The organism is Bacteroides pyogenes, assembly GCF_014196225.1.
In the GTDB taxonomy this organism is placed as follows: Bacteria; Bacteroidota; Bacteroidia; order Bacteroidales; family Bacteroidaceae; genus Bacteroides; species Bacteroides pyogenes_A.
In genome coordinates this window covers 236196-246310 of the sequence record NZ_JACIDI010000003.1, presented here as the reverse complement: position 1 = coordinate 246310, position 10115 = coordinate 236196, and the positions used below count along the sequence as shown (strand labels likewise).

Genomic DNA, 10115 nt, shown 5'->3' with positions numbered 1-10115 from the left:
GCAACTTCTTCTCGTGTCATCATAAGTTTTATTTTTGGGCACAAAGATACTGGTCGAAGAGATTGCAGAAAATACGTGGTTTACCGGAGGCTTACGGTGGTACGCAAATATAACTCGAAGTCGGTAATGAACATCGGGGTTATTTCCTTTATAGAAATATCCGACAGGTTATATTTGCTTTGGATGAACTCTGCAAGATGGCGGCGGGTCACTTCATATTTACGATAAGTGGCAATCGTCTTGGATATGCCGACCAACTGTTTCACATCATCATTGTGCTTTTGGAAAAGGTTAAGGATGGTATCATGGTTTTCGCTATGCCCTAAAAATTCATTCTTCACCTTTTCGGCGGTAACATAATTGTCACGCCTTTGCAGTTCGTGATAGATGGTATTAAGGGATGCGTTTATATCATCCAGCAATCGGTTGATACGGGTAGCTTCCGCAGAACGTCCGGCGGCTTTGCCTGCCTTACCGTCCCAAAGTTTGGGTTGAACGTCCAGTTTGGAATTAAAACGGCTTGCCACACCATCAATCGTGATGCGGACAAAAATAGGGTAACTGCCATTGATTTTTTGCTTGTCCTTTTTCACAAAGAAAAGAACGGAAAATGTACGGGGGATAAAATGAATTGTGTAAAGATTGGAGTGTGTAGAGACACATTGGAAGTTCGATGTACAGGGCGTTTGACTGCATTCGTATGCTTGTGAAAAAATAAAACGAAAGGTTTACATTGCTTTACATTGAGTTAACATCAGGCGAGCTTTAAACGGTTTAAACGAACGAAAGGTTAACATTAAGGTATATAAACTCAAGGAAAATGTATATAACCCCTCCCAAAAGGCTATAAATCGGCTGTTTGGGAGGGGTTATACTTTGCCTGCGACCATTCAAATAAGCGTTCAAATGATCATCCCATATTGATTTGGCATGGGTAAAACGAGACAACGTTCCTGAAACATTAAAATGTTAAAAAGTTTATTGGGCTTACGATTGGACTTACAATTTGGACTTACTCTTTTGTCTTTTATTTTTACTTTTCGATAAAATGGACTTACGCTTTTAACAATTTGGGTGCATTGTTTTTGCCCTCATATTTCCGTTTAATCTATCTTTTTAGCGTTTTTTGTGTGGATTTATGGGGGGATATTACGCCTAATTTTTCTTCTTGATTTGCTAAAGCATGGATTTAAGTACTTGATTTGCAATGAATATAAAATAATAATATCTATTTTTGGAGCAGAAAAGCGTGTGTGCTTAATAAATATCGCGTAATGGAGCAGATGGTAGCTCGCATGGTTCATACCCATGAAGTCGCAGGTTCGACTCCTGCTTACGCCACAATATTTTGTTTGGATAGGTAGCGCCCGAGATCTTGTCGCTCCGTACAACGGGAGAAGGCACACGGAGATAAGGTTAATTGATTGTTAGATGGAATACTCCCGGTGATTAGGCCGGGAGTATTAATTTATACAGAAAAATACTGAAAGCTATTTTATAAAGAAAGAAGCAAAATAAATTAAATAGGCAATTAAACCTATAATGAAAAATACGCCCAAAGTTGCCACCCACTCTTTTATGTTAATAAGAGATTTACAACGCGCTGCATCTTCTAAAAATTTAATGCGACTTCCATATTTAGCATACACTTTTTCTAAAAGTTCTTTTTCGTCTAAGTTTTGATGTTCTGAGCAAAATTCCGCAATCTCTTTGTCAAGAGACACTCCTTGATACTTACTAATGATTGCTACATGTAGTTGTAATGCTTTAATGAGTTTCATAATATTATTTTTTAAAAGAATTTACTAATACTTCCAAGTACGGCATAGAGTTTTATGATTCGCTTTTTATCAAATTCTTGTTCATCGTAACCCACCGTATTAATAGGAACAAAACGAAGTTTTGAATGATCTTTCGACTTTCGCAAAATCTTAACCGTGCGAATAGTATCGAGAACTACAGCATAAATTTCTCCATATAAAACATCATCTAATCTACATTCCTGAAGGGCTATTATATCCCCATGATTAATTTTTTGCTCCATACTATGCCCAGTTACATTACACCAAAGAGTGGCTTTTTCATATGGTTTAAAAACTATATTATGTGCAGGAAGTATTGTTTGATCATTCTCTATTAAATCAAAACCTCCAATAAAATCTACATCATAATATGGAACTCCGACAGATGGCCTTGTGCTAATTTTAGGCTCCACACTTTCACCAGTAAAAAGCCAATTGAAATCAATATCTACACATTTTGTGTATATAGCATCTATATCAAAGCTATTTCGTCCATACCAATTAGTAATAGTATTAGGAGCAACGCCAAGGAAACGGGCCAAATCGGCATTACCTTTTAATTGATAGTGTTTTTTTATGCGGTCAAGCACACCATTTTTATCAAGAGTATTTCCCATTTTGTTGTTTTTTTAACCCGATTTATTTTTATATTTCCCAAATTGTGTATATATTTGCAGCGTGTCTCAATGAAACACGTGCTAAAGATAGGAATAATTTTAATGAAACAGATATATGGAAAGAAAAATCAGACAAAAGATTGAATTAAATGCCAAAGGCAAAGCAATGCTCGCTAAAACATTCAATGTAAGTGTGCAGAATGTAAGCCAGGCTCTACTGTTCAGACGCAACAGTGTGCAGGCTACAAAAATCAGAGAGGCTGCTATGGCCAATGGAGGCCGGTTGTTGGAGATTAACGATGTGACAGATACAACCAAACGCCCGATAAAAGTCCTGGACTCCAAAGGGAATGTGAAGACGGTGATAAGGAATGATTCAGTAACACTTTAATATATGAATAGAAAGCTGACAGAAAAAGAAATTGCGTTCCTGATGAAACTGCGAAAACTGATGCTGGAATATAATGCCTTACTGAGCACGGATGGCGACTGTGTGTATCGATGTAGGATATAGAGATGGAAGCATACCAATTGCATTCCCCGACCCTGTAGTGAACTCTTGTGACATAGATGACTTGATATCGATTAACTCTTAATACTTGATAGATTATGAAGACTTGGAAAAATGTTCAGAAGACAGCCATAGCAGCAGGTATGATTTACGGGCTGTGGCTGGGAAATAATGTGGACGCGACAAGTACTGACTGCCGCAACGCATTTGTGATAGTGCTATTGACAGTGATATTAGCGATATCTCTTTGTCTGCCGGGTAAAGAACAGGAAAAGAGCCTGTAACGGGCGGCTTTCTCCCCGGTTCGGTGCCGGGGCCTGTACAAACGAAAATTTTCAGCAATGGAATTATACGGAAAAACAATATGCGTGACGTTCGAAGAGCTTGTAGGAAGTGGGATCATCTCTCGGTCTTGTTATGACAAATACGTTAACATAGGCAAGCTGGTTGTCATACAAAGAGCAGCCCGCAACCGTCCTGCGCTTGTTTCATACGAAAGGCTTCCTCAGCGACTTCGTTCCGCTTATGACATGCAAAATCCTAATGCAAGAAAAGAGATGGAAAAACGATTGACGGCTATTACGCCAACGGACGAAAGATTGAAGAGCGACGATCGTGCAGTGGAGTATTTCCGAAGCTGCACGCCCGCCATCAGCTTAGAGCGGCAGGCGGAATATGTTCTGAACGCCAAGGTTCTCAACGCTCTTGCGGCAAAAGCTTCTGCTATGACGGAGCTGCACAGCGCAAGCGGTTACCGACGGCCAAAGCTGGTGAGCGATGAGCTGGTGGCGCTGAGCGAAAGGCTTCGTGAGCGTTACGGGCATACGCTGCCCAAGAGCCGTGCACGATTGCTGGAGAAATACAACCATTACCGCCGGTATGGTTACGAGGTATTAGCCAACGGCAATTTCGGCAATCAGACCGCACGCAAGATCGGTCCCGCCGAGGGGCGTGTCCTGATTCGCTTGCGGCGCAGCAAGTTCCCCGTGTACACTGAAATGCAGATATTCGAGGAGTACAACCGCATCGCCAAGGAAAAAGGGCTTTCGCCGGTGAAATCCCCGCAAACGGTAAGCAATTACCTGAACAAAACAGCCGTCAAGCTCTGGTGGTTCGCCTCCGTACATGGCGAGGTGGCTTTCAAAAACGAGTTCATGCCTACTTTTGACACGAAGATGCCCGACATGCCGAATACACTCTGGTACGGTGACGGAACAAAGGTCAACCTTTACTATAAGGAATACGACAGGAAAAGCAAACGTATGGTGGCCCGCACGACGGACGTGTACGAGGTAATGGACGCCTGCACGGAAGCATTTATCGGATATTCTTTCGGTCCTGAAAGATTCAGCACCCAATATTCGGCTTACCGCATGGCACTGGAAACATGTAAAGTAAAGCCTTACGAAATCGTGACCGATAACCAGGGCGGGCACAAACGTGCGGATGCGGTGGCTTTCCTGGGGCAAATCTGTCACCTGCACAAAACCACGATGCCTCACAATGCACAAAGCAAAAGCATAGAGAGCGCATTCGGGCGATTTCAATCCCAGGTGTTGCACAAGATGTACAACTTCACGGGACAGAACATTACGGCCAGAAAACGCGGCAGCCGTGTGAACTTAGACATGATCACCGCAAACATCGAGAGCCTGCCCACCCGAGAGGATATGATGGAGCAATACCTGCACCTGCGGGATGAATGGAACAACTCCCCGCACACAGGCTCGGAAACGGGGTTGACACGCATGGAGATGCAGGCTTCACTCTGTTGCCCGTATGCCGAACAGGTAGAAGGGCGCGAACTGGCGGAGTTGTTCATGCTGACCTCTGCCAAGAGCGTGGAATACGGAACGGAAGGATACTGCTTCACCCTGAACAAACAGGAGTACCGCTACATGGTATACGGTGAGGACGGGCTTGTGGATATGAATTTTCATTTGTCCAACGTCGGAGAGAGTTTCCATTACCGCTATGACCCGGCGGACATGACCCGCATAGAATTGTGGAAACCCACTGCCTCAGGGCTTGTATTTGCGGCGGTGGCGACTCCCAAGGTAAGCATCCACCGTGCCACGGCGGACCGTGCGGAAGAAGAAGACGCGTTGCTTTTCGCCCAGCTCCGCGCCAACGAACAGGCTCGCGTAGCCATGCATATCGCTTCCGAAGAAATGCTGCTTGACGAATGCGCCGGAGAAGCGTACGCGAAACTCAACATCCCGCGCCCCGTGGGCGTGTCGAAGAAACGGATGGATGCGTACAGGGAAGCATACGCCACAGGCAAGATAGAGGCGCCGGTAAGCTATCCGGACGGTACGGAACCCGTCCCCTTCTCCTTTGAGGAAGAGGACGAACAGGGTATCGCCACGGTGGGGGAATTTACCAAAGCCGCCTCCGAACTTACATGGGAAGAGATGTACGGAGACTTTTAAACGAGAAACAAGCAATATTCAACAATCATTCAAACAATATTCAAACAGATGAAAGAACTTACCAAGGAACAAAAGAATGACATCCGCGAGGCGCTTGCGGATTATTGCAGCAACTACCCTTCACAGAACCGCGCGGCCGAAAGCCTGAACGGTGTGAGCGCCGCCACCTTATCCGCCCTGATGAACGGCAAATACACCAATATCAGCGATGATATGTTTATCCGCATTTCCGTACAGATAGGCTACAGCCTCGAGGGCTGGACGCTGCATGAAAGCGCCACCTTTACACGCATCACCTTCGCCATGAACGACGCTCAGATGTACAAAAACGTAACGTGGGTGGTAGGTGACGCCGGATGCGGAAAGACGGCGACTGCAATCGAGTACCGCCGCACGCACCGCAACGTGTTCTACATCCTATGCTCGGAAGACATGCGGAAAAGCGACTTTGTCAGGGAGATAGCCAAACAGGTAGGCGCGCCCACAGATGGGACTAACCTGCGTGACATCCTGGAGTATGCCATATCCATGATTGCTTTCCTGAATAATCCGCTGCTTATTTTCGATGAGGGCGACAAGCTGACAGACTCGGTATTTAATTACTTCATATCGATCTATAACCGGCTGACGGGCAAGTGCGGCATCATATTCCTCTCTACGGACTATATCAAGCGGCGGATGGAGAACGGGTTGCGCTACAATAAGAAAGGATACAAGGAGATCAACTCTCGCATAGGACGCCGTTTCTATGAAGTGTCCGCCACCACCCGCGAGGACATCTATGCGATTTGCCGGGCGAACGGCCTGACAGATGAAGCAGACATCAAGCGCGTGCTGCGTGAAGCCGGACAGGCCGAGCATGACCTGCGGCGCGTAAAGCGTGTTGTGCACGCCTGCAAGCGCATTGCCGAATCCAGGAGATTGGAGGGTGCGCGATGAACGGAACTACGACGGATACGGCACGTACGTTCGCCCGCAATGCGAAAGGAGTACGCGAAGTGCTCAGCATGAAGTTCGAAACTCTTTCGTTCGAAGGTGCGTGGTACGACGCATTCGGCACGCCTGAACGGAAAGGGGTATGGTTTATCTGGGGAAATTCGGGGAATGGAAAGACTTCATTCGTCATGCAGCTCTGTAAGGAGCTTGCAAGATTCGGCCGGGTGGCTTACAACAGCATGGAGGAGGGCGCCTGCCTGACAATGCAGAACACGCTCCGACGCTTCGGCATGGATGAGGTCAACCGCCGCTTCCTGTTACTTGACAACGAGAGCATGGAAGAATTAAGCCTCCGCATCAAACGTCAGAAAAGCCCCGATTTTATCGTAATAGACAGCTTCCAGTACACGCAGATGACTTACCGGCAATATATCGCTTTCAAGGAGCGACACCGTAACAAACTGCTCATCTTCATCAGCCATGCCACCGGCACGCTCCCAACCGGGAGATCTGCCAAAAGCGTCATGTTCGACGCGGCGCTGAAAATATATGTGGAAGGGTACCGAGCCATCAGCAAGGGACGGTTCATCGGACCGGTGGGACATTTCGACATCTGGCCGGAACGGGCGCAGGAGTATTGGGGTAGGAAGGAAAAACAACAATAAAGAAAATGGGACGGACAATCGAAAAAAACATCAGCCCACAGCAATTAAAGGCGCTGCACGCCAAGTTCCGTAACCTGGGCATGGATGAAGAGGCACGGCGTTCGTGCATCTACTCCCTGACCGGCGGACGTACGGACAGCTTGAAGGATATTTCATTTTCGGAAGCACGGCATCTGTTTTCCTTTCTCGACGGAGATATGGAAAAGAAACGGAAGGAAGCCGCAAAGAACCTGCTCAGGGGCATTTTCGCGTTATCGTTTCAAATCTCCTTCTTGAACAAGGATTATAGCAATGACACTCCCGAGGAGTTTGAAATGAACAAGGCGAAACTGAATGTGTTTGCGCGCAACCGCAGCAAAGCCCGTTGCAATGTCACGGAGATGACATTGGAAGAGCTGAAAGCTTTCAAAAAACAATTGGAAAAGATAGCGTACAAAGAGAACGAATTAAAATAAAACAGCCATGAGGAAAAGAAACAACCGGGAAATCAATCATGCCATTTCCCTGCTCCGGAAAAACGGAGACGAAAAAAGCGCCGCACAGGCAAACGTTTTGGAGTGCAGGCATAATGAGGCGCAGGTCTTTGATCAATATGTCCGAGGGGTATCCGAGGATGAAAAAAACGAAGAGCTCTTTTTCGCCGCGCGCGATGCGGCGCGTTATCTGGCGGGGAGCCTTTCCCTGGAGGAACTCATACCCGGTGCCGAGGTGCCGGAATATGAGGAAACGGAGGACCCGGACAGGATTATGGTTTCGCGCCGTACGCTGTTGAGCCTGATGCAACGTGTCTGCCGTTTGGAAAAAGTGCTCGGCATGCGCAAGGCATCTATGAAGATCAATCGCAAGCCCGTGGAGGAAGCGGAAACAAATGACCTTATCTGTCAAGCAGATGCATGCAGATATGTGGGGTGTAGCAAATCCACCATAAAACGTTGGGCGGATAAAGGGCTGTTGACCGGTTACAAGAAGGGTACCCGGGTATATTTCAGCAAAAGGGAATTGGACAAAAGCAAAGTCGTACGCGAACACCGGACTTGTAAAAAAATGCAGGAAGAATGAAAGAAACCGAATCCAACCGCCGCCTCCGCCTCCGGGAAATCAGAAGACTGGAGGAGCGCATCGCGCGCGATGAAGCAAGAATGGAGGAAATAATAGACTTGTTGATGGAAAAAGATACGACGGAAAAATGCAAGGAAACAGACGATCTGATCAATGAATTCCACAATTTGAACATGCGTATCGAACAGGGGAAAGCCGGTCTGGCTGCTTCGAAGAAGTGAGTGAGAATTTAATCGATAAATAGTATGAACCATTTATTTAAAATTACAGAACTGTATGGAAATTTCCAAATTGACAAAAGAAGAAAAAGAACAGCTCAAGCTACAGCTTGAAGCAGAGGAACGTGCGGAAGCCATCCGTGTTCAGCAGGAACGTGAAACTTACAAGGAACTGGTTGACAAATTTGTAGCTGTCAACCTGAGAAAACTTCAGGTTCTTTCATCGGAAATGACACGCATCAAACAAGAGGTGTTTTCCGATGCTGCCACGCTCATAAGCATGAAGAATGAACTTTTTAAGGTGAAAGGCGACCGCCGGAGCGATACGTTCACCACCCAGGACGGAACTTGCAGCATTACGCTTGGCAATCGGGTGAATGAAGGATGGGACGATACAGTGGAAGCGGGTGTGGAAAAAGTGAAGAAGTATCTTGCCTCTCTGGCCAAGGATGAAGATACCGCAGCTCTGGTGGACACCGTAATGGGATTGCTGGCAAAAGACAGAAAAGGAGCGCTTAAAGCCAATAAGGTGCTTGAACTGGAGAGACTGGCCATAAAAAGCCAAAGCCCTGACTTTTTAGACGGCATCTCAATAATCAAAGCGGCTTACCGCCCTGTCCCTACCTGCCAGTTCATTGAAGTGGAGATGCGGGATTCCAAAGGAAATCCGATGAAACTGCCGCTTTCTTTAGCGGCCATGAAATAAAATTATCAAATCATTTAAAAGCAAAAAAGTTATGTCAATGCACAATTGGTTTCAAGGAAAAGTCCGCTACGAGAAGATAAACGAGGCGGGTATGAATGTCAAAGTAACCGAAGCGTACCTGGTAGATGCGCTCAGTTTCACTGAAGCGGAAGCGCGTCTTATCGAACAGGTCAAGCAATTTATCAGCGGAGAGTTTACCGTATCGGACATAAAACGCGCCAACTACAGCGAACTCTTCGCCAGCGATGAAGAGAGCGCAGACCGATGGTTCAAGTGCAAGCTCATCTTTATCACACTCGATGAAAAGAGCGGAGCGGAGAAAAAGACTTCCACGCAGGTTTTGGTGCAGGCGGCGGACTTGCGCGACGCGGTGAAAAAACTCGACGAAGGCATGAAAGGCACTATGGCCGACTATCAGATCGCATCCGTGTGTGAGTCTCCTATCTGGGAAGTGCTCCCATACGAGGCTGCGGAACGAAAGTCAGGGGAGGATGAAGTGTGATTATCGCAGTAGACTTTGACGGGACCATTAGCCGGGGAGAATACCCGGCTATTGCAGGCGAACAGCCTTACGCCGGCGAGGTGCTGCGCCGATTGCATGAGCAGGGGCATTATATCATTATCTGGACTTGCAGGACCGGAGAACGACTGTTGGAAGCCGTCAATTGGCTTTTGGAGAGACGGATTCCCTTTGACCGGGTCAATGAGCATAACCCGGAAAACATTGCCCAATACGGCCCCGGTGGCAGAAAAGTATATGCCCATTGCTATATTGACGATAAGAACATAGGAGGTTTCCCCGGATGGATCGCTTGTCAAAAAGAGATAGAACGGATGGAGACCGAGTATAAAACATCCCGCCGCCATGCTCTATAAAGAACCTGTCGAACTTGTGATACAGATAGAGACCGCCTTGCTTGGACAACTGGTGTATTATTGGGAATACTACGGCAAGCCTTGCAAGGTGACTCTCATGAAAGCGAAAGCGGAACATCTCACCGGGGTGCGAGTTTGCGTCGACAATCCGGATGCCGCTTCCTTTGTTTTTATCCTGACGGAAAGGTTGAAAGTAAAACTGTATAACAAGCAGCTGAAACCAATCCATATTAATGAATTATAAGAAAGATATGAATCGATTTAAAATAGGCGAAAAGATGTATCCAGAAGAA

At 46.5% G+C, this 10115-nt stretch carries 14 protein-coding genes, 1 tRNA gene and 1 pseudogene; 13 read left to right on the top strand and 3 right to left on the bottom strand.

Annotated elements, in window-relative coordinates:
- Window positions 1-98: 98 nt before the first annotated feature.
- Window positions 99-623, bottom strand: a pseudogene (locus GGR07_RS03485) (phage integrase SAM-like domain-containing protein); the annotation flags it as partial.
- Between the two features lie 645 nt (window positions 624-1268).
- On the opposite strand from GGR07_RS03485, the gene GGR07_RS03480 reads away from it, so the two are divergent.
- A tRNA-Met gene (locus GGR07_RS03480) sits at window positions 1269-1341 on the top strand.
- Window positions 1342-1490: 149 nt separating this feature from the next.
- Here GGR07_RS03480 and GGR07_RS03475 read toward each other — a convergent pair.
- Both GGR07_RS03475 and GGR07_RS03470 read right to left on the bottom strand, forming a co-directional pair.
- Window positions 1491-1781: a hypothetical protein gene (locus GGR07_RS03475; protein WP_021645585.1), complete on the bottom strand. Its 291-nt coding sequence runs from the start codon at window positions 1779-1781 to the stop codon at window positions 1491-1493.
- A gap of 11 nt (window positions 1782-1792) precedes the next feature.
- Window positions 1793-2419, bottom strand: coding sequence for a LexA family transcriptional regulator (locus tag GGR07_RS03470; RefSeq protein ID WP_021645584.1), 627 nt, complete (start codon window positions 2417-2419; stop codon window positions 1793-1795).
- A 115-nt stretch (window positions 2420-2534) separates the two neighbouring features.
- Between GGR07_RS03470 and GGR07_RS03465 the strand changes: the two genes are divergently transcribed.
- From GGR07_RS03465 to GGR07_RS03410, 12 genes are all read left to right on the top strand, one after another.
- The gene (locus tag GGR07_RS03465) at window positions 2535-2810 is read left to right on the top strand and encodes a hypothetical protein (protein WP_021645583.1); all 276 of its coding nucleotides are present in this window, start codon (window positions 2535-2537) and stop codon (window positions 2808-2810) included.
- Between the two features lie 218 nt (window positions 2811-3028).
- The gene (locus GGR07_RS03460) at window positions 3029-3214 is read left to right on the top strand and encodes a hypothetical protein (RefSeq protein ID WP_021645581.1); all 186 of its coding nucleotides are present in this window, start codon (window positions 3029-3031) and stop codon (window positions 3212-3214) included.
- A gap of 57 nt (window positions 3215-3271) precedes the next feature.
- Window positions 3272-5362, top strand: coding sequence for a hypothetical protein (locus GGR07_RS03455; RefSeq protein WP_122056617.1), 2091 nt, complete (start codon window positions 3272-3274; stop codon window positions 5360-5362).
- Window positions 5363-5410: 48 nt separating this feature from the next.
- The gene (locus GGR07_RS03450) at window positions 5411-6301 is read left to right on the top strand and encodes an AAA family ATPase (protein ID WP_021645578.1); all 891 of its coding nucleotides are present in this window, start codon (window positions 5411-5413) and stop codon (window positions 6299-6301) included.
- A 68-nt stretch (window positions 6302-6369) separates the two neighbouring features.
- Window positions 6370-6963, top strand: a complete 594-nt coding sequence (locus tag GGR07_RS03445; RefSeq protein ID WP_394357305.1) for a hypothetical protein — start codon at window positions 6370-6372, stop codon at window positions 6961-6963.
- Between the two features lie 5 nt (window positions 6964-6968).
- Window positions 6969-7418: a hypothetical protein gene (locus tag GGR07_RS03440; RefSeq protein WP_021645576.1), complete on the top strand. Its 450-nt coding sequence runs from the start codon at window positions 6969-6971 to the stop codon at window positions 7416-7418.
- A gap of 7 nt (window positions 7419-7425) precedes the next feature.
- A complete protein-coding gene (locus tag GGR07_RS03435) occupies window positions 7426-8022 on the top strand; it encodes a helix-turn-helix domain-containing protein (RefSeq protein WP_021645575.1) in 597 nt (198 codons plus the stop codon).
- On the top strand, window positions 8019-8243 hold the full coding sequence (locus tag GGR07_RS03430) for a hypothetical protein (protein ID WP_021645574.1): 225 nt from the start codon (window positions 8019-8021) through the stop codon (window positions 8241-8243). The genes GGR07_RS03435 and GGR07_RS03430 overlap by 4 nt, the downstream gene beginning before the upstream one ends.
- A 55-nt stretch (window positions 8244-8298) precedes the next feature.
- Window positions 8299-8946 carry a DUF3164 family protein gene (locus GGR07_RS03425; protein ID WP_021645573.1) on the top strand — a complete coding sequence of 216 codons (648 nt, stop codon included), beginning with the start codon at window positions 8299-8301 and terminating at the stop codon, window positions 8944-8946.
- Window positions 8947-8977: 31 nt separating this feature from the next.
- Window positions 8978-9448: a DUF4494 domain-containing protein gene (locus GGR07_RS03420; RefSeq protein ID WP_034542500.1), complete on the top strand. Its 471-nt coding sequence runs from the start codon at window positions 8978-8980 to the stop codon at window positions 9446-9448.
- The gene (locus GGR07_RS03415) at window positions 9445-9822 is read left to right on the top strand and encodes a hypothetical protein (protein ID WP_021645571.1); all 378 of its coding nucleotides are present in this window, start codon (window positions 9445-9447) and stop codon (window positions 9820-9822) included. The genes GGR07_RS03420 and GGR07_RS03415 overlap by 4 nt, the downstream gene beginning before the upstream one ends.
- Window positions 9812-10066 carry a hypothetical protein gene (locus tag GGR07_RS03410; RefSeq protein ID WP_021645570.1) on the top strand — a complete coding sequence of 85 codons (255 nt, stop codon included), beginning with the start codon at window positions 9812-9814 and terminating at the stop codon, window positions 10064-10066. Before GGR07_RS03415 ends, GGR07_RS03410 begins: the two co-directional genes overlap by 11 nt.
- The last annotated feature ends 49 nt before the right edge of the window (window positions 10067-10115 follow it).

What these genes read in the sequence shown, in the direction of transcription:
- GGR07_RS03430 (WP_021645574.1), top strand. Translation starts at nt 8,019, where the DNA reads ATGAAAGAAACCGAATCCAACCGCCGCCTCCGCCTCCGGGAAATCAGA.
- GGR07_RS03420 (WP_034542500.1), top strand. Translation starts at nt 8,978, where the DNA reads ATGTCAATGCACAATTGGTTTCAAGGAAAAGTCCGCTACGAGAAGATA.
- GGR07_RS03440 (WP_021645576.1), top strand. Translation starts at nt 6,969, where the DNA reads ATGGGACGGACAATCGAAAAAAACATCAGCCCACAGCAATTAAAGGCG.
- GGR07_RS03450 (WP_021645578.1), top strand. Translation starts at nt 5,411, where the DNA reads ATGAAAGAACTTACCAAGGAACAAAAGAATGACATCCGCGAGGCGCTT.
- GGR07_RS03465 (WP_021645583.1), top strand. Translation starts at nt 2,535, where the DNA reads ATGGAAAGAAAAATCAGACAAAAGATTGAATTAAATGCCAAAGGCAAA.
- GGR07_RS03435 (WP_021645575.1), top strand. Translation starts at nt 7,426, where the DNA reads ATGAGGAAAAGAAACAACCGGGAAATCAATCATGCCATTTCCCTGCTC.
- GGR07_RS03425 (WP_021645573.1), top strand. Translation starts at nt 8,299, where the DNA reads ATGGAAATTTCCAAATTGACAAAAGAAGAAAAAGAACAGCTCAAGCTA.
- GGR07_RS03470 (WP_021645584.1), bottom strand. Translation starts at nt 2,419, where the DNA reads ATGGGAAATACTCTTGATAAAAATGGTGTGCTTGACCGCATAAAAAAA.
- GGR07_RS03455 (WP_122056617.1), top strand. Translation starts at nt 3,272, where the DNA reads ATGGAATTATACGGAAAAACAATATGCGTGACGTTCGAAGAGCTTGTA.
- GGR07_RS03410 (WP_021645570.1), top strand. Translation starts at nt 9,812, where the DNA reads ATGCTCTATAAAGAACCTGTCGAACTTGTGATACAGATAGAGACCGCC.
- GGR07_RS03445 (WP_394357305.1), top strand. Translation starts at nt 6,370, where the DNA reads ATGAAGTTCGAAACTCTTTCGTTCGAAGGTGCGTGGTACGACGCATTC.
- GGR07_RS03460 (WP_021645581.1), top strand. Translation starts at nt 3,029, where the DNA reads ATGAAGACTTGGAAAAATGTTCAGAAGACAGCCATAGCAGCAGGTATG.
- GGR07_RS03475 (WP_021645585.1), bottom strand. Translation starts at nt 1,781, where the DNA reads ATGAAACTCATTAAAGCATTACAACTACATGTAGCAATCATTAGTAAG.